19 protein-coding genes are annotated in these 25,520 nt (G+C 63.9%); 14 read left to right on the forward strand and 5 right to left on the reverse strand.

The features are described from left to right. Window positions 1-13: 13 nt before the first annotated feature. Window positions 14-523 (reverse strand): DUF3515 domain-containing protein, encoded by a 510-nt coding sequence (locus tag QRM57_RS14315; protein WP_257369070.1) that lies wholly within the window; start codon window positions 521-523, stop codon window positions 14-16. A 121-nt stretch (window positions 524-644) separates the two neighbouring features. On the opposite strand from QRM57_RS14315, the gene thiL reads away from it, so the two are divergent. The 4 genes from thiL to rsmD are packed head-to-tail and all read left to right on the forward strand — an operon-like array spanning window position 645 to window position 5,578. After that, window positions 645-1,658 (forward strand): thiamine-phosphate kinase, encoded by a 1,014-nt coding sequence (gene thiL, locus QRM57_RS14320; RefSeq protein WP_284987104.1) that lies wholly within the window; start codon window positions 645-647, stop codon window positions 1,656-1,658. Between the two features lie 22 nt (window positions 1,659-1,680). Then, on the forward strand, window positions 1,681-2,727 hold the full coding sequence (locus tag QRM57_RS14325; protein ID WP_284987105.1) for a DAK2 domain-containing protein: 1,047 nt from the start codon (window positions 1,681-1,683) through the stop codon (window positions 2,725-2,727). Then, window positions 2,717-4,972, forward strand: coding sequence for an ATP-dependent DNA helicase RecG (locus QRM57_RS14330; protein WP_284987128.1), 2,256 nt, complete (start codon window positions 2,717-2,719; stop codon window positions 4,970-4,972). Before QRM57_RS14325 ends, QRM57_RS14330 begins: the two co-directional genes overlap by 11 nt. Before the next feature lie 39 nt (window positions 4,973-5,011). Further along, complete coding sequence (rsmD, locus tag QRM57_RS14335; protein ID WP_284987106.1) at window positions 5,012-5,578, forward strand: 16S rRNA (guanine(966)-N(2))-methyltransferase RsmD; 567 nt, start codon at window positions 5,012-5,014, stop codon at window positions 5,576-5,578. 13 nt (window positions 5,579-5,591) lie between these two features. Here rsmD and QRM57_RS14340 read toward each other — a convergent pair whose 3' ends face one another. Together QRM57_RS14340 and QRM57_RS14345 are read right to left on the reverse strand one after the other, a co-directional pair. Further along, window positions 5,592-6,377, reverse strand: coding sequence for a spermidine synthase (locus QRM57_RS14340; RefSeq protein ID WP_284987129.1), 786 nt, complete (start codon window positions 6,375-6,377; stop codon window positions 5,592-5,594). Then, a complete protein-coding gene (locus QRM57_RS14345) occupies window positions 6,374-7,645 on the reverse strand; it encodes an aminotransferase class I/II-fold pyridoxal phosphate-dependent enzyme (protein WP_284987107.1) in 1,272 nt (423 codons plus the stop codon). The genes QRM57_RS14340 and QRM57_RS14345 overlap by 4 nt, the downstream gene beginning before the upstream one ends. A 35-nt stretch (window positions 7,646-7,680) precedes the next feature. Here QRM57_RS14345 and coaD point away from each other — a divergent pair, with 35 nt between their 5' ends. From coaD to QRM57_RS14385, 8 genes are all read left to right on the forward strand, one after another. Beyond that, window positions 7,681-8,181, forward strand: coding sequence for a pantetheine-phosphate adenylyltransferase (gene coaD, locus QRM57_RS14350; RefSeq protein ID WP_211713506.1), 501 nt, complete (start codon window positions 7,681-7,683; stop codon window positions 8,179-8,181). A 164-nt stretch (window positions 8,182-8,345) separates the two neighbouring features. Further along, the gene (locus QRM57_RS14355) at window positions 8,346-8,873 is read left to right on the forward strand and encodes a YceD family protein (RefSeq protein ID WP_257369064.1); all 528 of its coding nucleotides are present in this window, start codon (window positions 8,346-8,348) and stop codon (window positions 8,871-8,873) included. A gap of 33 nt (window positions 8,874-8,906) precedes the next feature. Further along, on the forward strand, window positions 8,907-9,110 hold the full coding sequence (gene rpmF, locus QRM57_RS14360) for a 50S ribosomal protein L32 (RefSeq protein ID WP_011775139.1): 204 nt from the start codon (window positions 8,907-8,909) through the stop codon (window positions 9,108-9,110). A gap of 23 nt (window positions 9,111-9,133) precedes the next feature. Further along, entirely contained in the window at window positions 9,134-9,844 is a 711-nt protein-coding gene (gene rnc, locus QRM57_RS14365) for a ribonuclease III (protein WP_257369063.1), read from the forward strand. Between the two features lie 3 nt (window positions 9,845-9,847). After that, entirely contained in the window at window positions 9,848-10,819 is a 972-nt protein-coding gene (gene mutM, locus QRM57_RS14370; RefSeq protein WP_284987108.1) for a bifunctional DNA-formamidopyrimidine glycosylase/DNA-(apurinic or apyrimidinic site) lyase, read from the forward strand. 102 nt (window positions 10,820-10,921) lie between these two features. Beyond that, window positions 10,922-11,629 carry a hypothetical protein gene (locus QRM57_RS14375; RefSeq protein WP_284987109.1) on the forward strand — a complete coding sequence of 236 codons (708 nt, stop codon included), beginning with the start codon at window positions 10,922-10,924 and terminating at the stop codon, window positions 11,627-11,629. An 83-nt stretch (window positions 11,630-11,712) separates the two neighbouring features. Then, complete coding sequence (locus tag QRM57_RS14380; RefSeq protein WP_284987130.1) at window positions 11,713-12,930, forward strand: MFS transporter; 1,218 nt, start codon at window positions 11,713-11,715, stop codon at window positions 12,928-12,930. Further along, window positions 12,927-13,955, forward strand: coding sequence for a TolB family protein (locus tag QRM57_RS14385; RefSeq protein WP_284987110.1), 1,029 nt, complete (start codon window positions 12,927-12,929; stop codon window positions 13,953-13,955). The genes QRM57_RS14380 and QRM57_RS14385 overlap by 4 nt, the downstream gene beginning before the upstream one ends. A 52-nt stretch (window positions 13,956-14,007) precedes the next feature. Here the strand turns inward: QRM57_RS14385 and QRM57_RS14390 are convergent, their stop codons facing one another. After that, window positions 14,008-18,897 carry a DUF4082 domain-containing protein gene (locus QRM57_RS14390; protein WP_284987111.1) on the reverse strand — a complete coding sequence of 1,630 codons (4,890 nt, stop codon included), beginning with the start codon at window positions 18,895-18,897 and terminating at the stop codon, window positions 14,008-14,010. A 349-nt stretch (window positions 18,898-19,246) separates the two neighbouring features. On the opposite strand from QRM57_RS14390, the gene smc reads away from it, so the two are divergent. Together smc and ftsY are read left to right on the forward strand one after the other, a co-directional pair. Next, window positions 19,247-22,825 carry a chromosome segregation protein SMC gene (gene smc / locus QRM57_RS14395; protein WP_284987112.1) on the forward strand — a complete coding sequence of 1,193 codons (3,579 nt, stop codon included), beginning with the start codon at window positions 19,247-19,249 and terminating at the stop codon, window positions 22,823-22,825. Between the two features lie 20 nt (window positions 22,826-22,845). Continuing rightward, a complete protein-coding gene (gene ftsY / locus QRM57_RS14400; RefSeq protein WP_257369057.1) occupies window positions 22,846-24,051 on the forward strand; it encodes a signal recognition particle-docking protein FtsY in 1,206 nt (401 codons plus the stop codon). Window positions 24,052-24,116: 65 nt separating this feature from the next. Here the strand turns inward: ftsY and QRM57_RS14405 are convergent, their stop codons facing one another. Then, complete coding sequence (locus QRM57_RS14405; RefSeq protein WP_284987113.1) at window positions 24,117-25,337, reverse strand: MFS transporter; 1,221 nt, start codon at window positions 25,335-25,337, stop codon at window positions 24,117-24,119. Between the last annotated feature and the right edge of the window lie 183 nt (window positions 25,338-25,520).

Below are 25,520 nucleotides of genomic sequence, written 5' to 3' on the forward strand. Positions count from 1 at the left end.
TGGCCTGCGCCAACTACTTGCCGGTCGGCAGGTTCTGGAGGTCTTCCTGGCCCACGCACTTGCCGGTCGCCTTGATCTTGCCGACTGCAGCGGTGAGTTCGGTCAGGACGGTGGCGGAGCTGATGTTGGCCGCTTCCAGCTTGGCGGGGTCGATCAGGATTTCCGTGGCCGGTTCCCGGCCGAACGTCGTCAAGGTGTAAACGGGGTCGCCTTCCTTGATGACCCAATCGACGCCGTTGACGCTCACACAGCGGTCTGTGGTGGGACCGGGAACATTCACGCCGCACCGGAGGATCACCTGCGACGGGTCACCCCATGCCGCCGTGGCCTGGCTGTTGGTCTTGCGGAGCGCGGCGTCCCCGATCCGGTCCGGGAGGGCCACCATCATCGGGGCGCAGGCAGGATTGGCCGCATCCGAAGCTGCCGTGACGTCCACGGCCGGCGAGCAGGCCGTGATGGCGAGGGTGGAAGCAACGGCCAGTGACGCGGACATGGCAGTCCGTCGGAGGGTCTTGTGGTGCATGGATCAAGCCTATCCCGCGTGTGCTGGCCCGCAGATTCGCGTTGTCCGGGTCACAATCCGGGATGACCCGTGGAAACGGCCCCGACGCTATCCTGTCGGTGGATCGCGATAGCGTAGAGCCGTGCCAGCAGAACAATTGATCGTCCAAGACCTTTCGGAGTCCGAGCTCCTTGCCCGGATCTTTCCGCGCCTGAACCGCAGTCCAGGAATATTGTTGGGGCCCGGGGACGATGCTGCCCTGGTTGCCGCTCCGGATGGCCGCACCTTGATCTCCATCGACACCCAGACCCAGGACCAGGACTTCCGGCTGCAATGGAACAACGGTTACCGGACCACAGGGTTTGATGTCGGTTGGAAAGCTGCGGCCCAGAACCTCAGCGATATCAACGCCATGGGCGGTACGGCTACTTCGCTGGTTGTCAGCCTGACCATGCCCCCGAGCACGCCGGTGCAATGGGTCGAATCCTTTGCCGACGGCCTGACTGCGGCCATCACCGCGTTGGGCCCGATCGACTGCTCCGTTGCCGGGGGAGACCTTGGCCGTGGCCGCGAGATCGCGGTGACGGTCGCCGTCGTGGGTTCGCTGGACGGTCTTGCACCGGTGGTGCGTTCGGGCGCAAAACCCGGCCACCGACTCGCCGTGGCCGGCACACTGGGCCGGGCCGCGGCCGGGTGGGCCCTCCTTGAAAGCGATGTTCCACTGGGCAGCCTGGCAAGCGAACTCCGTGCCCTGGTGGACAACCAGTGCCGCCCCCTGCCTCCTCTGGCGGCGGGCCCTGCCGCCGCGCGGGCTGGAGCCTCCGCCATGTTGGATATCTCGGACGGCCTTTTACGCGACGGCAACCGGCTGGCCTCGGCCAGCGGGGTAGTCCTGGACTTCGATCCCACGGCCCTGAAGGCGTACACGGTACCCTTGGAGCCGGCAGCAACACTTCTGGGCGCCGATGCCATGTCCTGGGTCCTGGGTGGCGGGGAGGATCACGGGCTGCTGGCTACGTTCCCAGCTGGAATTCAGCTACCGGAGGGCTTCACTGCGATAGGCTCGGTTCAAGCCGTTGTCGAGCCGCCAGGCAGCGGTATCCGGATTGCCGGGCAAGCCGCTGACACCGTTGGATGGGATCACTTTGCAGACTAAGATCGCCGCGAATGCGCACGCCATGAAACGTTGGCTAGGCAAAGCGGAAGTAGTCCTGGGGAACCATAGTGACCGCCTCAACGCGATCAACATCTTTCCTGTAGCCGACGGCGATACCGGCACCAACCTTTACCTCACGGTCCGGGCGGCTGTCACGGCCCTGGGTGGCAGCACGCCGGATTCCACCGAAACAGGCAACGACGTGGGAGCGGTTCTTTCGCGGGCCGGCCAGGCTGCCATGGAACAGGCACGCGGGAACTCCGGTACGCTCTTCGCCGTCTTTCTCTGCGCAGCAGCTGAGCCCCTGGCCGGCAAGTCACGCTTGAGCGCGCCGCTGCTCGCAACTGCCCTGAACAGGGCACAAATCCGGGCGTGGTCGGCGTTGAGTGAACCTGTTGCCGGCACCATGCTCTCGGTCCTCGAAGCAGCCGCCAACGCGGCCCAGGCCGTGGAAGCGGCCCAGAACGGTGATGACAGCAACCATGCCTTGGGCCTTTCGCTTGATGCCGTGGTGGATGCCGCCTACCAGGCCGTTGTCCGCACCGAAGACGAACTCACGCAACTCCACGAAGCCCGCGTGGTCGACGCCGGGGGCGTTGGCATGCTGCTGGTGCTCGACTGCCTCCGCTCGGCTGTCCTCGGCGAAGAGCTCCAGGATGAGCTGTTGGACGGCCTGCACGGCTACAAACTGCAGGATCCCCATATCCATGAGCACATGCCTGCCGACGACGGTGTTGAAGTCATGTGCACCATCAGCCTGTCTCCACTGAACGCGGCCATCCTCCGGCAACGCCTGGACGAAATGGGCGACTCCGTGATCATGAGCCAGGTTGGCGGAGCGCAGGGCCCGGAGGATGACGACGAGCCAGCCGTTGAGCCCAGCTACCGTTGGCGGGTGCATGTGCACGTCCCCGATCCTGAGCCCGCCGTTGCCCTGATCCGTTCGTTGGGGGAACCCACGGACATCGCTGTCAGCCAGCTTGCGGTTCCGTCCGGCGCCGCCCCGGACACCGCCGCCCAGGACAAGGAAGTACCCGGTGACCCGGGCCAGCCACGGCATGAATTCTGAACTCGAACTGCCCCTGGAACGCCGAATCGGCAAGCGGTCCGCTTCCGTCATCGACAAACACCTGGGCCTGAAGACCGTCGGTTCCTTGCTGAACTATTTTCCGCGCCGCTACCTGAGCCGGGGTGAGCTGACGCCCATCAGCAACCTTCCCCTGGACGAGGAAGTCACGCTGATTGCCCGGGTGCTGTCCAACACCACCCGGCAAATGCGTGCCCGGCGAGGTTCTATTACCGATGTCGTGGTCACCGATGAAGCCGGCGGAACCAGCGTGCCTGGGACTTTGAAGGTCAGTTTCTTCAACGGTTTCAGGGCCAAGTCGGAGCTTCTCGCGGGCCGCCGGGCAATGTTCTCGGGCAAGGTGACCAGCTATGGTGGTGCCCTGGGCCTGACCAACCCTGACTTCCTGCTGCTTGACGAGGATCCCGGGGCCGAGGGCTCCATGGACCCCGAAAAGCTCGCCGCGATGCCCATCCCGGTGTATCCGGCCACCGCGAAACTCACCAGCTGGTCCATCCACAAAGTCATCAGCGCCCTCCTGGAGACCATGGACCTGGATGCGATGAGCGATCCCCTTCCGGAGCGTATCGTTCATCGCGACGGGCACCTCAGTGTTGCCGAGGCATATCGCCTGATCCATTCGCCGGAGACCCCCAAGGATTGGCAGCGGGCACAGGAGCGCTTCCGTTATCAGGAAGCCCTGGTCCTGCAGACAGCCTTGGCGCGCCGACGGGCCCAGCTCGCGGCGGAGGAAGCAACGGCCCGGCGGCCGATCAGCGGCGGTTTGCTGGGTAAGTTCGACCAAAACCTGCCGTTTACCCTCACAGCCGGCCAATCCGCCGTCGGAAAGACGCTTGCGGAGGAACTCGCCCGGGACACGCCCATGAACAGGTTGCTGCAGGGTGAGGTGGGATCCGGCAAGACGATCGTTGCCCTCCGTGCGATGCTGCAGGTGGTGGACGCCGGGGGCCAGGCCGCCCTGCTTGCCCCCACTGAGGTGTTGGCCGCCCAGCATTTCCACTCCATCCGGCGGACGTTGGGGGAGCTTGCGCGGGACCACGTCTTTGGCGGCGCTGGAATGCTCGGTGGCGATCCCGCCCAGGGTACTGTCCAGGTGACGTTGCTGACGGGCTCCATGCCCACCGCGGCGAAGAAACAGGCCATGCTGGATGCCGCGTCCGGGAATGCAGGCATCGTGATCGGCACGCACGCGTTGCTGAGCGACAAAACGAGCTTCCAGGACCTCGGCTTGATTGTGGTGGATGAGCAGCACCGCTTCGGAGTGGAGCAGCGGGATGCCCTCAGGGCCAAGGCGCAACGGCCTCCGCACTTGTTGGTCATGACGGCCACGCCGATTCCCCGGACTGTTGCCATGACGGTGTTTGGCGACCTTGAAACGTCCATCCTTGATGAGCTTCCGGCGGGGCGCGCCCCCATTTCAACCCACGTGGTGGGCCTTGCCGAGAACCCCGGCTGGGTGGACCGGATTTGGAAGCGGTCCCGTGAAGAAGTCGAATCGGGCCACCAGGTGTACGTCGTCTGCCCCAAGATCGGATCGGACGACGACGGCGACTTCAGCCCGGGTGAAGCGGAACCAAGCGACGCCGACCTCGCGGACGACGGTGCGTCACGGGAGCTCGCGTCGGTGACTGCCGTCGTCGAAAGCCTCCTCGATGAGCCGTCCTTGTCCGGAGTTCCGGTGGCACCGCTCCACGGCCGGCAGGACCCGCAGCTCAAGTCCGACACCATGGCCTCGTTCGCGGCCAACCAAACCAAGGTCTTGGTGTCCACCACCGTCATCGAAGTGGGTGTGGACGTCCACAATGCCACCCTTATGGTGATCCTGGACGCTGACCGCTTTGGGATTTCGCAGCTCCACCAGCTGCGTGGGCGGGTGGGCCGCGGAGGACTGCCCGGCACTTGCCTGTTGGTGACTACCCTGGAACCAGGTCACCCGAGCCGGCGCCGCCTGGAAGCCGTTGCCTCAACCACTGACGGCTTTGAGCTCTCCCAAGAGGACCTGAAGCTTCGCAGGGAGGGCGACATCCTTGGCGCTTCCCAATCCGGGGGCCGCTCCACACTGAAACTGCTTCGTGTCCTTGACCACGAGGACATCATTGCGCGCGCACGCACTGACGCCCAGGCCCTTGTGTCAGAAGACCCTGCCTTGGGTAACCAGCCGGCCCTCGCTGCGGCAATCGACGACTATTTGAATCCCGAAAAGGAGGCGTTCCTTGAACGCGGTTAAGAGTCCAGGGACGCTTTATTACCTGAAAGCTACCACCCTATGAGCCGCATCATTGCCGGTGTCGCCGGCGGCAATCCCTTGGCGAGCGTGCCCGGAACAGCGACGCGGCCCACGACGGACCGGGTCAAGGAGGCGCTCTTCTCCCGCTTGGAGTCATTGGCGGTTATTGATGGGTTCCGGGTCCTGGACCTCTACGCCGGTTCGGGTTCGCTGGGAGTCGAGAGCGCCAGCCGTGGCGCCCGCAGCGTTGATCTGGTGGAGTTTGACGCCAGGGCCAGCGATGTCTGCCAGCGCAATGCCGACCTGGTGAACCAGGTGCTTGGAGGCAAGAGGGTATCGGTCCACAGGTCAAAGGTGGAATCGTTCCTTGAACGTGCCGGCGAAGCTGATGTGTGGGACTTGGTCTTCCTGGATCCGCCGTACCCGTTGGACGAAGATGCCCTCAGCGCTGTGCTTGCCAAACTGGCACCGCACCTGGACGAGGCTGCAGTTGTAGTTGTGGAGCGAAGTTCGCGAAGTCCCGAACCCGCGTGGCCGCAGTCCTTGGAATGCTTCGCGGACAAGAAATACGGCGAGACCAAACTGTGGTTCGCGGAGCCGTCCTGAGGCGTGTCCCTGCCTAGCCTGTGATGCGATCGAGGTCGACGCCTGTGAGTACTGCGGCCGGATGCGGTCCGCGGGCAAGGAGCTCAGCGGTCCAACCGGGCGGCCATGGCTTTTGGGTGCCCACCAGGACGATGTTGCCCGGGTACCGGCCCTCGAACATGCCTGATTCGGCAAAGGCGGCGACGTCCGTCATCGCTGCCCGCAGTGCAGCCACCTGGCTGCGTACCAAGGTCAGGGCGGGCTCATCGCCCACGTTGATGATCAGGACGCCGTTCGGGCTTAACCTTGCGGCTGCCTCTTCGTAGAACTCCTGGCAGGCGATGTGGCCTGGTGCCTCGGGTCCGGAGAAGATGTCAAGGATAACGACGTCGAACGTCAGGTGGGCGGGCAGCTCACCCAACGCGTCGCGGGCGTCGCCGATATGGGTGCTCAGTGCGGTGCCGTCGGGCATGGGCAGCTTTTGGAGGACGAAATCCAGGAGTTCGCGCTCGAGCTCAACGGCATACTGGTCCGAACCCGGACGGGTGGCCTGGATGTAGCGGGCCAAGGTGAGGGCGCCGGCTCCGAGGTGCAAGGCGGTGAGGGGCTTGCCCGGTTCTGCTGCAAGGTCCACCACGTGTCCGATCCTGCGCAGGTACTCGTAGAAGATCTCTGCCGGGTCCTGGAGGTTGACGTGGGATTGTTCTGCTCCGCCGATGCTGAGGACGAAGCTGCCGTTTATGAGGGTGTCGGCCTCGATGGTGGCGTGTTGGCCCGTCGTCCGAAGGAAGCGGGTGGCATGGGGCTGGGCGGGGTTCAGAGCCGGTCCTTGAGCGTGGCCAGGCGTTCGGCAGCTTCTTCCAGAACCCCGGTCTTCTTGCAGAACGCGAAGCGCAGCAGGGAACGGGTCCGCTCGGCGCCTTCAGGGTGGCAGAACACTGGAACGGGGATTGCTGCCACTCCTACCAGGCCGGGCAGCCGCCGTGCCAGGTCTACGGAATCGCTGATGCCCAGGGGGGCTGTATCGACGTTGATGAAGTACGTTCCGCTGGGGGAGTACACCCCAAATCCAGCGGCACGCAGGCCCGCGGCGAGGATATCGCGCTTGTGCTTAAGGGTCGTTGCGATGCCGGTGTAGAACTCGTCCGGTAGCGCGAGGCCCACCGCGATGGCGCTCTGGAAGGGAGTGCCGGAACTGTAGGTCAGGAATTGCTTCACAGTGCGCACAGCCGCCACAAGGTGTTCCGGCCCGCTGAGCCACCCGATCTTCCAGCCGGTGAAGGAAAACGTCTTTCCGGCGGAGGAGATGGTGATGGTCCGTCCGGCCGCTCCCGGCAGGGACGTGACGGGGATGTGGGCCGGGCCGAATGTCAGGTGCTCGTACACCTCATCGCTGACGATGATGGCGTCGTGCTTTGCCGCCAACTCAACGACCTTGGCCAGGACCTGCTGGGGGAAGACGGCACCGGTGGGGTTGTGCGGGTTGTTGAGGAGGACAACCTTGGTCCGGCTGCTGAACGCGTTTTCCAAGGCGTCGAGGTCAGGCATGAAGTCCGGCGCCAGCAGGGGAGCGGTGACGTGTTTGGCGCCTGCCAAGCCGATGATGGCGCCGTAAGAGTCGTAGAACGGCTCGAAGGTCAGGACTTCATCGCCGGGTTGCACGAAGGCCAGCAGCGCCGCGGCGATTGCCTCGGTAGCGCCGGTGGTGACCAGTACTTCCGTGTCGGGATTGGGTTCCAATCCGTAGAACCGCTTCTGGTGGGCCGCGATTGCTTCCCTCAGCGCGGGGATGCCCTTGCCCGGAGCGTACTGGTTGGCTCCGGATGCAATGGCATCCTGGGCGGCGGCCTTGATCTCCGACGGGCCGTCCTCGTCGGGGAAGCCTTGGCCCAGGTTGATGGCGCCCGTGGATATCGCCAGCGTGGTCATTTCCTCGAAGATGGTGACTCCGAGCCCTCCATTGGGCGACAGCAGGTTCGCTCCGAGGGCTGCCCGCTGCCACGGGACGGCGCTGCCCGTACTCTGGGGGGATCCGTTGCCGGCGTGTGTATCAAGGGGGCTGATGCCTGCGGATGCCATGGGAGCCATGGTATCCCGGCAGAGCCATGGGGTAGGTTCGTCTCATGAGACGCGCGGTATGCCCTGGATCTTTTGACCCTATCCACAACGGACATCTCGAAGTCATCGCCCGGGCTGCCGGCTTGTTTGACGAAGTTATCGTGGCGGTATCGACGAACTACGCCAAGAAGTACCGGTTCAGCCTCGAAGACCGCATGGAGATGGCACGCGAAACGCTGGCGTCGTTGCGCGGAATCATCGTGGAGCCCATGGGTGAAGGGCTCCTCGCCGAGTACTGCAGGAACCGGGGTGTGTCCGCAATCGTCAAGGGCCTTCGGTCCTCGTCGGATTTTGACTACGAGCTGCCGATGGCCACCATGAACCGCCAGCTGACCGGCGTCGAAACCGTCTTCCTGCCGGCGGAGGCGCATTACGTGCATCTTTCTTCCACCCTGATCAAGGAGATCAGCGTGCTGGGGGGCGATATCTCCGATTTCGTCCCTAAGTCGGTGCTGAAACGGCTCCTCGCTGGCGAGCCGCCCACCGAACCGCCGCGCAAGGGGTAAGCTTGATGGGTACCTTGCGCCTTCACGCAGAGTTCCCAGCTGAAACCACCGTGCCTTTGCGCGCGCCCGGCGTCGGTTTGAGTCCTCCAGCGAGATCAGGCTAAGATGGTACGTCGGTCATATGTTCTACAGGAGTTCTCATTAAGCGAGATGCAAGTTCGCCCTTGGCGCTGGTAGTCAAGGACCTTGGACGCAGTCCAGGGACCATGCGGACACTCAACGAGCATGTACCTGCGCCAAGTGACCTTGGTGTGGCGCTCATTGGCGTGAAGGAAGGCTCGGATATCGAGCTGGATCTTCGCTTGGAGGCCGTACACGAAGGAATTCTGGTATCTGGCTCCGCCCTCGTCGAAGTAACCGGCGAGTGCGGGCGATGCCTGGATCCCCTTGCGTATGACCTTGAGGTCAATGTGCAAGAACTTTTCTTCTACGAAGGCGTTGAGCTTTCGGGTGAAGAAGACGATGAAGAGCAACGTCGAGTCGAGTACGATCTGATCGATCTTGAGCCGGTGTTGCGGGACGCAGTAGTCACTATGCTGCCGTTCCAGCCGGTGTGCCGGGAAGACTGCCAGGGTCTGTGCTCCGAATGTGGAGCGCGCCTGGAAGACGAGCCGGGGCACCACCACGAGGTCATTGACCCTCGCTGGGCTGCCCTAGCTGATCTGGCTAAGACTGACCGGCAAACCGATTAGTAAGTGTTCGTCTAAGAGAGAAATGAGATAGCCGTGGCTGTTCCCAAGCGGAAAATGTCTCGCGCAAATACACGCGCCCGCCGTGCCCAGTGGAAGGCAACTGCCCCCAACTTGGTCAAGACCATCGAAAACGGTCAGGTTACCTACAGCCTGCCGCACCAGGCAAAGGTCGTCACTGACTCTGCCGGCACCGCGCTGTTCCTTGAATACAAGGGCCGCAAGGTCGCAGACGCCTAATCTGCCGTACAGGCTGACTAAGGATGTCTTCAACTGAAGAGCTTCTGAAGCGTCTCGGTGTCTCCATTGACACCGAGACGCTTCGTCTTGCTCTCACACATCGCTCATACGCGTATGAGAACGGCGGGATCCCCACCAACGAGCGCCTCGAGTTCCTCGGCGACTCCATCCTGGGCTTCTCGGTCACCGATTCCTTGTACCGTGAGAACCCCTCGCTGCCTGAAGGCGAACTAGCCAAGCGGCGTTCCGCCGTCGTCAGTACGCGGGCTTTGGCCGGCATTGGGCGCTCCATCGGCGTCGGCGAGTTCATTTACCTCGGGCAAGGTGAGAAGCTGACCGACGGCAAGAACAAGGCGTCCATCCTGGCTGACACCATGGAAGCCCTGATCGGTGCCACGTACCTTTCGAACGATATCGAAACCGCCCGCCAACTGGTCATGCGCCTGGTAGGTCCGCTCCTGAAGGACGCAGGCGCCCTCGGTGCCGGCACGGACTGGAAAACGAGCATCCAGGAGCTGACGGCCAGCCGCCAGCTTGGGGTCATCCACTACGCCGTGGAGGGCTCCGGTCCCGATCACGCCAGGACTTTCGAAGCCGTCCTGAACATCGGTGGGACCCCCTATGGTCGCGGCTCTGGCCATTCCAAGAAAGAGGCGGAGCAGGAAGCTGCTGCCGATGCCTGGCGTGCACTCACCGCCATGGACTCATCAGCTGCCGGTCCGGCCCAAGCCTGACGGATGCCGGAACTCCCTGAAGTAGAGGTAGTACGCCGAGGTCTGGCCCGCTGGGTGCGTGGCCGGACCATCACCGGCGTCGACGTCATTGATCCCCGCTCCATCCGGCGGCATGCCTTGGGTACCGAGGATTTCGTGGGGAACCTCGAACATGCAACCGTGCTGGATGTCGTTCGACGCGGGAAGTTCCTGTGGATGCCCCTGGCCATGGAGAACCCTGCTGGCACCACGCACGCGGCCACCGCTTTGGAGATGCCGCGCGTGGCGCTGATGGCCCATCTGGGAATGAGCGGCCAGCTGCTCATGCAGGATCCGGCGGTGCCGGATGAGAAGCACCTCAAGGTCCGGATCAAGCTCAGCCCGGTGGACGGCATGCCGGAGCAGCTGCGGTTTGTCGACCAGCGCATTTTCGGTGGACTCTTCGTCACGTCGTTGATCCCAACCGTCGACGGCGGCCCTGGCGGCCTTGGCGAATCGCCCCTGCCCGAGATCGCAGAAGAAGCATCGCACATCGCCCGGGACCCGCTCGACCCGCACTTTTCCTTCGATGCGTTCTACCGAAAGATCAAGAACCGCAAGACGGGCCTCAAGAGGGCGCTCCTGGACCAGGGTGTCATCTCGGGAATTGGCAACATCTACGCCGATGAAGCACTGTGGCGCGCCCGCCTCCACTACGCCCGGGCCACGGACACCCTTCGCCGTTCCGATGCCGAGCGCCTGGTGGTGGCCGCGCAAGAGGTCATGAATGCTGCGTTGGCTGCAGGAGGGACGAGTTTTGATTCCCTCTACGTGAATGTGAACGGTGATTCGGGGTACTTTTCCCGTTCCCTTAACGCTTATGGGCGGGCTGGTGAGCTGTGCCCGCGCTGCGAAGCAACCGGGCTCAGGAGTGTCATCAAACGGGAGCAGTTCATGAACCGCTCCTCTTATACCTGCCCTGTGTGCCAACCACGCCCGCGGAATGGGCGTTGGTAGCGCCAAAACTGTTCCGGAATCCGGGTCGCGATGGCAGACTGTCCCCATGAAACGTGTGGCCCCGAATCAGCCGCTTGACGGCGTACCCAGCCCGGCCAAACCATGATGGCGCGGCGGCTGGTCATCGCAGGTATTTGCCTTGCCCTGCTGGTCGCCGCCGTGGCAGTAATTTTCGATCAAATGGCTGGAAGGACCGCGTCCACCACCGCGCAGGATTCCTCCGCTTCACGCCCGGCCCCCAGCTCCAGTGGCCAGGGTCAAAGTGCTCCGGCCGGCGCGACCCCGGGTGGGGGTACCCCTGCGTCCGGCAGTCCGTCGCCGGGCCAGGCTGGCGCCGGCCCGGAGACCGGCGGCGACGGCCAGTCCACCGCCAAACCCCTGGAAGTCCTTCCACCGGTGACCGCGAGCCCCTCCGGCTTGCCCGAACCATCCGCGCCCGCCCCCTTGATCTCGGGTGCCTTGCCTGCGCCGGGTACGGCCGCCGGCAAGGTGGTGGACGGATGGCCGGTTGACATTCTCACCCTGCCTGCCGGAACAACCATAGGTTCCACCTCAGTGTCGACTTCGGGCAATGCCCTTCAAGTGGCAGCGGATGGGATCGTGGCCAAACCCCAAAGCGAAGTGCTGGGCTCCTTCAGCCAGTCCCTTGTGTCCCATGGGTTCTGGTCTGAGCAAGCTCCCGCCGCTGACGGTGCTGTGGCCTCACGTTTCGTTCGTGGCAGCGATACCGTGACAGTGTCCGTGACGACGACGGGTACCGGCGCATCGCGGTTCCAACTGCTGGGCACCCTGCATACGACGGCGGGCTAGGGGCGGCCGTGTACATTTCGCTTTCAGACCGGGGCGGCAAACGGGCCAAGCCGCAAGGTGCGGAAACGGCGCTGCCGAGTGGAGTGCCGTTCCGGTTGTCACCGGTGATCGTATGGCTGGGCATCGTCAGCATGGTCACGGATGTCTCCTCGGAATCGGTCACAGCCATTCTCCCGTTGTACGTGACCGGCTTCCTGGGGTTGTCCACGATCGCATTTGGTTTCATTGACGGGATCAATCAAGGCGCCAGCGCGATCGTCAGAATTGCCGCGGGCTGGGCAGCGGACCGGAGCGGCCATCCAAAACGAATTGCGTTGGCCGGGTACGGCTTGTCCATGGTTGCAAGGATAGGTTTCCTGTTCGCCGGGGGATTCTGGGCGATTGCCGCGATTGTCACGGGGGACAGGATCGGCAAAGGTATACGCACTGCCCCCAGGGATGCGCTCATTTCAGTGTCCGCGCAGCCTGAGCATCTTGCCAGGTCCTTCGGGGTGCACCGGATGCTGGACAATATCGGGGCAGCAGCCGGACCGTTGATCGCGTTCTTTGTCCTGCTGATGATTCCCAACGGTTTCAGCACGGTTTTTGTCGTCTCGCTTGCGTTCGCTGTGATTGGCGTTGCCGTCCTGGGGCTGATTGTGCCGGACGTCCGGGCGGATGGGCTGCCGGACGCAGCCGAACGCGAGGGGCGCCGGCTGTTCGCTTTTTCGTGGAGCCACCTGAAGGAGCCGGGCCTGGGAAAGGTGCTGATCGCTGCCGGGCTCCTGGGCTTGGTGACCATTGGCGACGGCTTTATCTACCTGGTCCTGCAGGCCAGGGACTCTTTTGCTGTCCAGTGGTTCCCGCTGTTGTTCGTAGGCACCAACGTGGTCTTCCTGGCGTTTGCGGTTCCCATGGGACGATTGGCTGACCGGGTAGGCAAGATCCCGGTATTTGTTGGCGGCCACGTGGCGCTCCTGGCCACCTATCTCCTCGCGGCTTCGCCCATCGGTGGACTTGTTACCACAGTGGGTTGCCTGGTTCTGCTGGGTGCGTTTTACGCGGCAACCGACGGCGTATTGGCCGCATTGGCCAGCCAACTGACCCCGCCCGGGAAACTGGCCACGGGTATCGCTTCGGCCCAGACAGTTGTGGCGCTCACCAGGATGATCGCTTCAGCCGGCTTCGGTGTGCTCTGGTACGCGGCGGGTGCATCGTCAGCCATGGTGATAGCGGGCGCGTTGCTGGGGTGCGTGGTTGTGGCCGTCATTTTCATCCTGCGGGGCACTTCGCCAGCCAATGTCGTTAACGCCGACGCATGAGTGAAGCGCTGGGCCTGGGAAAGGTTAGGTGGGGCCTTCTGCTGGCCGTGACTGCCTTGGTCCTGGCAGGAGCAGGAATCTACGCGGTGGGGGCCTATCAGCGGTTTGAGGAGAGCCGCTCTGCGGCCTCGACCGTGGGTGTCACGGCAGCGCAACCGCTGCCAAGCGTTCCCTTTGTCCTCTTCCGGAACACAGCTTCCGGGCAGGGATACGGCCACGCAGCAACCGTTCCCCTCTCGGCTCCGGCGGGAGCCAGGTCCGTCAGCGAACAGGAATGCGACCGTGTGTATGGAACAAAGGAGTCTTCCGTCTGCCTGAAGACCAACCGCGGGCTGGTGACCGCGTTCGAAGCTTCGCTCTTGAACCGGGACTGGGAACCCCAAAGCTCGTGGCCCATCAAGGGCATACCCAGCAGGACACGGATCAGTCCTGATGGCTCAATGATCGCCACCACCGTGTTTGTCACGGGCCACTCGTATGCGACCGCCGGGTTCTCGACGGCCACGGAGATCACACAGTCGGGAGGAACACCCGAAAACCTGGAGGACTACGCCCTCCTGGTCAACGGACAACGGCTGGTGGCCACTGACAGGAACATCTGGGGAGTAACGTTCGTGCCGGGACAAAAGGATGCCTTCTACGCCACGGCGGCGTCGTCGGGGCGGATCTGGTTGGTCCGCGGAAGTATCTCAGCAAAGACGCTGACCGCTGTGCACGACAATGTGGAGTGCCCATCGATTTCGCCCGACGGGACCAGGATTGCCTTCAAGAAGAACGACGGCGGTGCTTTGGCTGCGCATTGGAAGGTGGCTGTGCTTGACCTCGCCACCGGGCAGGAGACGGTCCTTTCCGAGAAGCGAAGCGTCGATGACCAGATTGAATGGCTGGACAACCAGAACCTTCTTTACGGGTTGGCGGATGAGGCCGTGGAAGGGGACAGCAACATCTGGCAGCTGGGCACCACTCCCGGTTCGCAACCGGCTATGTTCATTGCCCACGCGTGGTCGCCCAGCGTCATCCGTTGAGCAAGCCACCCGTTGAGCAAGCCACCCGTTAACTAGGTCCTCTGCTGTGTGATCAGCAGAGCGGCAACAGCCCGCAGAGCAAACCACCGGACTGCGTCGGGCTCGGTAACGGGCTCGGTGTCGCAGTAGGCGTTGCCGTAGCTGTCGGGGTAGGCGTGGCTGTGGCGGTAGGCGACGGGGACGGCGCCGCCGCCGCTTGCTGGGCGGGTGCGGCACTTGAGTAGACAACGTCCACGAAGTAGTTCGTCGCCCCGAACGAGCTGGCCGGCATGACGCCTCCTGAGCCGTACCGGTAGCGCCCGTTATTGGGCCCGGAAGCGGTGAAGACGCCGGACGTCCAGGTCTGGTTGAAGAAGCCTTGCGTATACGAGTACCGGCCGACGGGGGCACGGTAGGAAACCACGTAGGTCTGGCCGGTCGACAACGCCACGGGCGTGGCCAGTGTGGCGGTCTGCCATCCTGTTGCCGTCTCATTGGTGAAGGTCACTTGTGCCAGCCGCGTGCCCGCCGAGTTCCAGAGCGAGCCGACGTGGGTTCCTGTGTTTCCGGTCCCCTTGTAGAAACGGATGCCCGTGACGTTGCCCGCCTGGGAAACGGTGAAGGCCGTGCCCAACTCCACAGACAGGGCATCCGAGGCGGACGCTGTCTGGGGGGTCAGTGAACCGAAGATGGTGGACACCTGGACGGTCGGGGCTGCAGTTGTGAACTGCCAGTTGGTGGTGGGGTAAGCCTGCCCCTGTTGGGAGACCACGTTGGCCACGCTGGCTGAGATGACCGTGCTGTTGGGAAGGGGTCCGGCCGGCGTGAACGTGACCGTCCGGCTATCGGAGGAGAGAGCGGCCGTGCCGGCAATGGATGAGCCGTTCGCCGTCAGGGTAAAGGACGAACCGGCGTTGATCCCGGAGGAGAAGGTGATGGACGGCTTCACGTCGGTGGGGATGTCCGTGGCGCCCGGTGCCGGAACCTGCTCCGTTACAGTGAGGGGTGCTGTTGGCGTAGCGAAGACCAGGTCCACCAGGTAACTGGCAGTGGTGGACGCATTGGGGAAGTCGCTGTTGTAGGCATATTCTCCAGAATCTGTGTCCGTGCGCAGCGGTCCACTGGTGAAGCCCGGACCGAATCCGCCCGCAGAGTAGGAGTAACTGCCGGTGGGGGACTTGTACGCTGCCACGTATTCCGTGTTGGCCTCGATGTTCACCGGTTGACTGAACACGGCTGTCTGCCATCCGCTGCTGGATTCATTGGTGAATGTGACGGTAGCGAGCAGTTGTCCGTTGACGGTGTAGAGCGAACCGGTGTGCGTGCCGGTGTTGCCGGCCGCCTTGTAGAAGCGCACGCCGGTGACTTGCCCGGCTGTGTCGCTCGCGAACCTGACGCCCAGGGACAACGGCACGCCGTCGTTGGCATCCGGCGTCGTTGGCGTCACCGTGTCCTGGTACAGAGTGCATGGGCACACACCAGGGGTCCTCGGTGCCGGAACCGTGGTGAAGGTCCACGTCCCGCCGCCCGACATCGGCTGACCGGACTGCGCCGTAGCTGTCACCGTGGCCGTATAACCCGTCCCTGCTGCGAGGGCGGCTGTGGGAGTGAACGTGGCTTTACGCGTTGCTGGATCGTAGCTGGACGTCCCGGCTACGGCGGCTCCGCCGGTTACTTTCAACGTCGTGCTCACGCTCGACGCTACGGCGGCCTCGGAGAGCACGGCGCTGACCGTGGTGTTCAGGGGGACACTGGAGGCGTTGGGCAACGGCGATTGGGAACCCACAGTGAATGGAGTGTTCGGCACTGTGACCACGACGTCCACCAAGTAGCTGGTTGTGGACCTGGAGGAAGCAAAATCTCCGCTGTACGTGTACGCGCCAGCGTCAGAAGCTGCCCGCAGTGGTCCTACGCTCATACCCGAACCGAATCCGTTGGTCGTGGCCGAATACGTCCCGGTCAGGGACTTGTAGGACACGATGTAGTCCGTATTCGCAGCCATCTGGATGGGTTGGCTGAACATGGCCGTCTGCCATCCGGAACTGCTTTCGTTGGTGAACGCGACCGTGGCCAGCTGCTGGCCGGTTGCCGTGTACAGGGCGCCGTTGTGGGTGCCCGTGTTGCCGGCGGACTTGTAGAAGCGGACGCCAAGCACCTGGCCTGCCGAAACACTCGAGAACCTCACACCAAGGGTTACGGGTACGCCTTCCCGCAGTTCCGCTATCCCTGGTGTGACAGAGTCATCGAAAAGGCTGCAGGGGCACGCGCCGGGAACCGGGAGGGTCGCCGCCGTCGTGAAGGACCAGGTCCCACCCGCCGTCACTGGACCACCGGTTGAGTCAGTGCCGGCCAAGGTCGCCGTGAACTGGGTACTGAACGCCAATGCGCTCGACGGCGTAAAAGTAGCCCGCCGCGTGGCGGCGTCATATGCGGTAGTGCCCGCTACTGGCCCGGAGGGCGACTGCAACGTCAGTTGGACGCTGGCTGGGGTGACCGGCTTGGAAAATACCGCGCTCACTTTGGTGTCGACCGCTACGCTCGACGACGACGGGATGGGTGTCTGGCCCGAAACTGTCATGGGGGAGGTATCTACAGTGCTGAAGATGGCGTCTGCGAAGTAGTTGCCACCGTTGTAGCTGGTGGTCGGGAAACTCTGCGATGTGCTGTACACGCCGGCCGGCTCCGCCCCGAATCCTCCCGCTACCTTCAACGGGGCGTCAGTGAAACCAAAGCTGGCCCACTGATAGTCCTTGGTGGCGTAGTGGCCGTTGGGGGCCCAGAACGAGGCTGTGTACTTCTGGCCCGCAGCCACGGGGACTGCTTGGGCGAACAGGACTGATTGCCACCCCGAAGCGGTCTCATTGGTGAATGTGGCCGTGGCCAGGCGCTCGCCGGTGGAGCTCCACAAGGAGCCTGTGTGGGTTCCGGTGTTGGCGGTGCTCTTATAGAAACGGACGCCTGTGATGAAGCCATCCACAGAGGGCGTGAAGCGCAAGCCCATTTCATAAGCCCCGCCGTCACCGGAGTCCTGGACAGCGGGAACTGTTTGGCCGAAGACACTGTAGGGGCCGTTGAGGGTGAGGTTGCGGCTCACGGCAGCACCCACGTTGGCGCTGTCGTCGATGGCCCGTGCCTGGACGGTTGCCGTGGCAAGGCCCTTCTGCACGTAGGTGTAACTCCAACTCGTCTTACCCTGGGCCGCGTGCCAGGTTGTGCCGCCGTCGGTGGAGACTTCGACGCCGGCCACGACGCCTCCAACATCGCTGGCAGTTCCCGTAACGGTGACGCTGCTGCCTTGTGCCACCGTGGCACCGTTGGCCGGAGCAGAGATGGTTGCGGTGGGTTTGGTGGTGTCAGTGCTCGCAACAGCGGCAACAAGGCCGGCTGCCCGGGTGGCGGGTTGTGCGCCCATGTCGGCGAGTAAGTTGACCTGCGCCTGGCGCATCCTGGCATCGGCAGGTGCGCCGGCGCCGTCGTGCTCCTGGTCCAGCCCCCACGTCCACTGGACGCTGCCGGCTGAGAAGACCAGGGCGCCACTTGCTGCCCGGTAGAGGGTCACGTTATGGGTGGTATTGCCTGGCTTGACGGTATTGCCGAAGTCCTGGAGGTACTCGGGAACACTTCCCACGGTGGTTGACAACCGGACCAGGCCGGCTGGCCGGAAGCCGTTGTCCAGGTCCTCGTCGGATTCGTAACCCACCGTGTGGGCTGCCAGCGCCGTGGAAGAACCTGCAGGCAACGATGCCAGGGACGTATTCCGCCAAAGCCTTGTCTTGCCTTCGTCCGAACTCACGGTAATTGGCAAGTCGGAGTGGTTGGACATGTACATGGTCCCGGTCACCGCGTTCTCGGGCAGGCCACCACCGTTGGCTTGCGAGGCGAAACGGGGGTCGCGCCACGTGCCTGTCCACTGGGTGCTGGGGTCGATCTTGGCATTTCCCCAGGTTTCCTTGTAGCAGGTCAGGGTGCGGTTCGCTGTGCCGTCCACTGTTGAGGGTTCGAACCGGGTCCGCCAATACATCTCATTCCCCGAAAGGAACTGAAGATTCACGCCGGCGTCCCTGGCGGCGGTGACGTTGGCCCGTTGCGGACCGGACCAGTACTCATCGTGCCCCACCGAAAGGAACACCTTGTGGTTCAGCAGCTCCGCGCCGCTGCGGTCCGCGTCCAGGCCGCTGATGTAGCTGACGTCGTAGCCGTTCTGTTCAAGGAAACGGACCATCGGGTATTCGTTGGCGAAGTAGAAGTCCCGCCCGTTCGGACCATCACGGGTTGCCATCGGCCGGTTGTAGCTGACCTTGTAGGCCCTGCCGTTCGCGGCACCTTGATAGAAGTCCGAGCCGCCGTACGTGTTGTAGGCCTGCCAGGTCTCGTCCGCCGTTTGGAAGACGACGGCGGAACGGTTGCCGTCATTGCGGACAATGAACGTGATGTGGCTCTTTGCGCCGGTATCAGGGCGTGTGAGGAGCGCGATGTAGACACCGGACACAGCTGTCGCCGGAACCTGCCACGTTGCCGAAACGGCCCAGGTACCGCAATCGTAAAGCTCGGTGGTGACATCGCTGCGGCAGGCCGGCTGGGTCTGGCGCAATACGGACGGTGTCACATCGGCGATCTTGCGGGCTCCGTTGCCCCCATACCAGCCGGTCCGGTAAATCGCGATGGTGTAGGTGGGCGCCTTGGTGTCGACCTTGAACCGGATGGGCTGGCCGGCATTGACGCTGATGTCCGTGGCGAAGCCCTGGATGGTGTCATCGCCCGCGCCATTGATGTCCCACTCCGAGGGCGGGCTGCCGGGCTTCGAATTTTCACAGGCCACCGCGTTCACCACGGGGTCGCAGGGTCCCACAGCCATCGCCGTCGTTGCGCTGAGGGGCAAAAGGGCCCCCACCAGGGCGATCACCACGGGCAAAAGGAGACCCTTGAAGACTCGCTGTGGTCGGGAAGCTGAAGGACCGGGCATCAGAACTCCTGGAGTGGTACGCCGATAGCTAAGACGGGCCCGCGGGGTAAAGCGCGGTCCCGGCTTGTCACTCCCCAGCCAGGGTCAAACCTAGATCTTCAGTTGTGGAACACGGGTTCGCCACATGGGCGCGTCGTTCCGAAAAACGGGACCGGATCCGGTGCAGGCCAACAACAGTTCGAGCCTGGGCCGGATCACCGGAACGAAAAGTCCATGTAACCCTTGGCAGGAGTGTAGGGGTGCGGCTGGCCGCCCGCAAGGCATTCCGGCATCAGATCCCTGTATTTCGCCCTATCGGCAGTAGATTTGGGGATACAACCAACGGTCCATCCAGGAGAACCGAAGCGCCTTGCATTTGAAAAGTCTGACTGTCCGCGGATTCAAGTCCTTTGCGTCGGCCACGACGTTCGACTTCGAACCCGGCGTCACCGCCGTCGTCGGCCCCAACGGCTCGGGCAAATCCAACGTGGTGGACGCGTTGGCCTGGGTCATGGGCGAGCAGGGCGCAAAAACGCTGCGTGGCGGCAAGATGGAAGACGTGATTTTCGCCGGGACGTCAGGCCGCCCTCCCTTGGGGCGGGCACATGTGTCCCTCACCATTGACAACGCTGACAACGCCCTCCCTATCGAGTACAGCGAAGTCACGATCTCCCGCACCCTTTTCCGCACGGGTGGGTCTGAATACGCCATCAATGGTGCGCCATGCCGGCTCCTGGACATCCAGGAGCTGCTGTCCGACTCAGGCGTCGGCCGGGAAATGCATGTCATCGTCGGGCAAGGGCAGTTGGACCGTGTCCTGCATGCCACCCCTGAAGACCGTCGGGGCTTCATCGAGGAAGCAGCCGGGATCCTCAAGCACCGCCGCCGGAAGGAAAAGACGGTCCGGAAGCTCGAGGCCATGCAGGCCAACCTTGCCCGGCTTGGCGATCTGACTGCGGAAATCCGACGGCAACTCACACCGTTGGGCAAGCAGGCGGAGATCGCGCGACGGGCACAGACGGTCCAGTTCGACGTCCGGGACGCCCGCGCCCGGCTCCTCGCGGACGACCTCGTGCAACTGACAACCTCCCTCGAACAGGACGTCGCCGACGAAGCTGCACTCAAGGAACGGCGCCAGGTGGTCGAGGCCGGCCTGCTGGTGGGCCGTCAACGTCAGGCGGCCCTGGAGCAGCAGGCCGCAGAGGCGACCCCGCGGCTCAACGCGGCCCGCGACCATTGGTATCAGCTCTCCGCCGGGCGGGAGCGCCTGCGATCCCTTGGCTCCCTGGCTACCGAACGCCGTCGGCTCCTCGGTTCTTCCGAAGGGGCCGTGGACTCTGGGCGCGATCCGGACCAGCTTGAACGGCAAGCGGCGCGCGTCCGTGAGGAACAAGCGGCACTGGAACATGACATCCTCGCCAAGCAAGCGGCGCTCCTCGAAGCCACCGTCGCCAAGGACGGGGCGGAAGCGCTCGCGGCCGCGGAGGACAAGCGGCTTACCGCAATGCTGAGGGCTGCGGCAGACCGCAGGGAGGGCCTGGCCAGGCTGGCTGGCCAGGTGGCCGCGGCACGTTCCCGTGCAGAAGCTGCCGAAGCTGAGCGCGGCCGGCTCCGGGAGTCTCTTGCGTCGGGCAACGAAAGGCGCCGGAAGGCCCAAAGCGAGTTCACGGCACTGGAAACCCAAGTGGCCGGTGTCGAGGATGGGGAAGAGAGCCTCGACGCCGAGTATGAGGAAGCCACCGAGGTCCTGGACGCAGTCCTCGCGGAGATCGAAGAGCTCAAAGCTGCCGAGCGGGACGCTGTTCGCGAGCGTGACTCGTTGACTGCCCGTCGGGACGCACTGCAGTTGGGACTTAAACGCAAGGACGGCTCCGGCCGGCTCCTCGCGGCGGAGGGGACCCTTGGTCCGCTGCCAGCCATGATCAGCGTCGAACCGGGATACGAGGCCGCCGTTGCCGCCGCCCTGGGAAGCGCCTCCGACGCGGTAGTGGTTGGCGGTGCCGCCGACGCTGTTGCCGCCATCGGGTTGTTGAAGCAGGACGACGCCGGACGTGCGACGCTGCTCTTGGCCGACGGTGGAACCGACGTTCAGGCCCTTCGGAACAGCAGCCCGCTTCCGGCCGGTTGTCGCTGGGTTGCCGGCGTCGTGAAAATCGGCGATCCCGCTGCCCAAGGTACGTTGGCGCTCCTGGCCGGGACCGTCGTCGTCGATGACGTCGAGGCGGCAGCTTCGCTGGTCGCGGAACGGCCGGACCTTACGGCCGTTACCTTGGAGGGGGATGTCCTGACCACCCTCACCGTGGTGGGCGGCTCAACGAACGCACCGTCGCTGTTGGAAGTCCAGGCCGCAGTGGACGACGCCGGGGCCCGCCTCCAGGAGGTTACTGCCCGTTTGGAGCGTGGACGCTTTGCCCTGGCCGGCGCCCAGGCCCGGCGCGCCGAAGCGCAGGACCGCGCCGACGCCGCGCTGGAACGGCTGCACGAATCGGATGCCCGCCTGGCCGCCGTCGCGGAGAGGTTGGGGCACCTGAACTCCATCCTGCGCAGCGCCGTTGGCGAAAGCGACCGCCTTGCCGCGTCCATGGCAAAGGCCGAGGCCAATATCGCCGAGGCCCAACTGGACCTTGAAGTCGCTGCGGAACGCCTTGCAGCGGCCCAGGAAGCTCCCGAGGAAGAGCCGTCCACGGACCAGCGTGACGAGCTCGCAGCGCAGGCCAGGACTGCCCGTGCGCTGGAGACCGAAGCCCGGCTGGCCCTCCGGACTGCGGAAGAACAACTCGGCGCCATCAGTAACAGGGCGGCATCCCTGGAGCGTGCTGCCGCTACCGAGCGACGCGCCCGTGAAGAGGCCGCGCGCAGGGCACAGCGTCGACGTGCCCAGGCTCAACGAGCGGCCGCCGTCGCGTCGGCTGTGGAGCAGACCCTGCGCTTCGTGGACATATCAGTTGACCTTGCCGGGCGTGAGCGGGATCTTGCGGAGCAAACGCGTGAGCAGTTGGAGCGGGAACTGGGAGGGGTCCGCTCTTCAAACGATGCCCTGGCCAAGGAACTCGCTGAGCTGACCGACTCCGTGCACCGGGACGAAATGGCGCGCACCCAGCAGCGGTTGCGCATCGAAGCCCTGGAAACGCGCTCCATCGAAGAACTGGGGCTATCTGCTGAACAATTGATTGCTGATTACGGTCCGGACCAGCCCGTGCCCCTGCCCGCCGGAACCACCACCGACAAGTGGGCCGAGCTGCGGGCACCGGTGGATGAGAATGGCGAACCAGTGGTTCAAGGAGTCCCGTTCGTCCGCGCGGAGCAGGAGAAACGTCTCAGGAAGGCTGAGCGCGACCTCGCATCCCTGGGAAAAGTGAACCCCCTGGCGCTTGAGGAATTTGCCGCACTGGAAGAACGCCACCAATTCCTCAGCTCCCAACTGGAGGACCTTAAGTCCAGCCGCAAGGATCTGCTGGACATCATCAAGGAAGTGGACAACCGCGTCCAGCAGGTCTTCACCGAGGCTTTTGCTGACACGTCCGCCCAGTTCGACCACGTCTTCGCGCGCCTGTTCCCAGGGGGCGAAGGCAAGCTTGTCCTGACCGATCCCGACGACATGCTCACCACGGGAATTGAAGTGGAAGCACGGCCTGCCGGTAAGAAGATCAAAAGGTTGTCGCTGCTTTCCGGCGGCGAGCGTTCCCTGACGGCCGTTGCGCTGCTGGTGGCAATCTTCAAGGCGCGGCCCTCGCCCTTCTACGTCATGGATGAGGTTGAAGCCGCATTGGACGACACCAACCTGGGCCGGCTGATCACCATTTTCGAGGAACTGCGTGAGTCCAGCCAGCTGATCGTGATCACCCACCAAAAGCGCACCATGGAAGTAGCGGACGCCCTTTACGGGGTGACCATGCGCGGCGACGGAGTCTCCACCGTCATCAGCCAGAGGCTCGGTGCCGGGGCTTAGCAATATGAGAAGGTAGGGGAGTGAACGATTTCCTTCCCATAATTCTGTCCATTGTCGCTGCGCTCGTAGTGGTCGGCGGACTCGTGCCGGTACTGCTGAAGGCCCGGAAATCCGGGGCCAAATACCCTGGACCGCGGGACGCCAACGACCCCGTCCAGTCCTCGGCAGCAGGCGGCGGAACTCTGGTGGAGGACCACCCGGACGCCGTCAAAGCACCGGCACCCACCTTTGACGGAACGGTTGCCGGCACCGATGTTCCCGACGACGCCGCCGGGCTCGAAACCATCGCCATTGATACACCGGACCCCGTCGAGGGCCGCCTGAACCGGCTCCGTGCCCGCCTGGTCAAATCCAACAACATCCTGGGTAAAGGCCTCCTGGCGCTTCTGTCCGGGGACAAAATCGACGAAAACGTGTGGGACGAGGTTGAAGAGACTCTCCTGCTCGCCGACCTCGGCACCGAACCCACCATGCAGTTGGTTGACGCGCTTCGTGAACGTGTCAAGGTTCTGGGTACCCGCAGCCCGGAAGAGGTCAAGGCCATGCTGCGCGAAGAGCTCATCAAGCTGGTGGACCCGGGCATGGACCGTTCCCTGAACGTCGAACGCAAGGGCGACCGGCCCGCCGTCGTCCTTGTCGTCGGCGTCAACGGCGTGGGCAAGACCACCACGGTGGGAAAGCTGGCCCGTGTCCTCGTGGCTGAAGACAAGGACGTGTTGCTCGGCGCTGCTGATACGTTCCGTGCTGCCGCAGCCGAGCAGCTCGCTACGTGGGGGCAGCGCGTGGGCGTGCCCACCGTGAAGTCGGACATTGAAGGGGCGGACCCGGCCTCGGTTGCCTACGAGGCCGTCAAGGCCGGCATCGACCAGGAAGTCGACGTCGTCATGGTGGACACCGCCGGACGACTCCAGAACAAGACCGGCCTCATGGACGAATTGGGCAAGGTCAAGCGGGTCATCGAGAAGCTCGCCGAGGTGGACGAGGTCCTGCTGGTCCTGGACGCCACAACGGGCCAGAACGGCCTCAACCAGGCCCGCGTTTTCGCTGAGGTGGTCAACATCTCCGGCATCGTTCTGACCAAGCTGGACGGTACGGCAAAGGGCGGCATTGTGGTGGCCATCCAGAAGTCGCTGGGTGTTCCGGTGAAGCTCATTGGCTTGGGCGAAGGCCCGGATGACCTCGCACCGTTCGATGCGGAAAGCTTCGTGGACGCGCTGCTCAACTAGCAGCTCAGCAGCACAACACGGTTAACTGGCCGGCAGCAGGGGTGTTCCGCACCTTTTGCTGTCGGTCAGTTTTTGTTTCCCAGGGGTTCACGCGCGGGGAGCCACGCGATGGCAGTCACCAGCAGCACCGCACCCGTAATGGCGAATGCCCAGCCGTAGCCCAGAACATCGGCCATAAGCCCGGCGACGATGGGGCCGATAATGGCGCCGGTGTCCGCGGCCATCTGGAACACTGCGAGGACCTTGCCGCCGGAACGTCCCCGGCCAATGACATCGGCGACGGCGGCCTGTTGCGCCGGCCCCAGCAAACCTGAGCCGAATCCCGCCACAGCCGAAGCGGCAAGAAAGGCCAGCAAATCCGTGGTCAAGCCGATCACGGCAGTAGCCAACCCTGTGATGACGAGTCCGGGCACCACCAGGGGTTTCCGTCCCCAGGCATCCGCCAGCCGCCCGGAGAATGTCAGCGCGCTGGCATTGCCCACCGCGAAGATGGCCAGTGCCCAGGCAGCCGTCTCCGGCTTCGACTGCAGCACCGCCACCGCAAACAGCGGGATGGTGGCCATGCGAACCCCGAAAGTCACCCAGCCGTTGCCGAAACTGGAGAACACTGCGGCGCGGTAGGCCGAGTCTGCAAGTGCTTCCTTCAGGGTCATGGCAGGAGCTGGGTTTGCCTTGGTCGCGGCCTGTCCCTCGCCGCTAAGCATGGTGCGGACCACCGCAGCAGCCACGAGCAGCGCTCCTGCGTAGGCAAGGAATGGAACGCGGAGTCCGAAGCCCGCAAGCAAGCCGCCCACAACCGGACCCAACACGCTGCCGATCAGGAATGCCGAGGCATACGCCCCCGATACCCGCCCGCGGCGTTCGGGCGGAGCCAGCCGGATCAGCAGGCCCATGGCCGCGACGGTGAACATCACAGAGCCCGCACCACCGAGCCCACGGAAGATCAGCAGTTGCCAATAATCCTGGGCGAAGGCGCATGCCGCTGTGGACACGGCAACAATCAGAAGACCTGAAACGTAGACGTTTCGCTCACCGAACCTGCCGATCAAAGCACCGCCGGCCGGGGCGAAGACCAAGCGCATGAAAGCGAAGATGCTCACGATCACGGCGGCTGCAGTTGCACCAACGTCAAAAGTGGTGGCGAACTGGGGCAGCACGGGTGCCACCAGGCCGAAGCCCAACGCAATCAGGAACGCCGCGGCCAACATCACCTTGATGTCGCGTGGCAGGGGAGTCTTCTCAGGCCGGATCCTTGGTGCTTTGACGGATCGGGGCGGCTGGGTCATGCGGTTGGGGTCCTTCGGGTTGGTTTTCGGGTGAAGTCTGACGCCTGAAACATATCCGTAACAGCGGGGATATGCACCATTTACGTTGGGGAGGTTGTTGTAACCGGCCCGCAATATAAAACCTGCGCAGGTGAAACACAGCGGCACAAAACTCTTAAGCAGGACGCAAAAGGCGTCAGGACA

This window comes from Arthrobacter sp. fls2-241-R2A-172 (assembly GCF_030208885.1).
GTDB lineage: Bacteria > Actinomycetota > Actinomycetes > Actinomycetales > Micrococcaceae > Arthrobacter.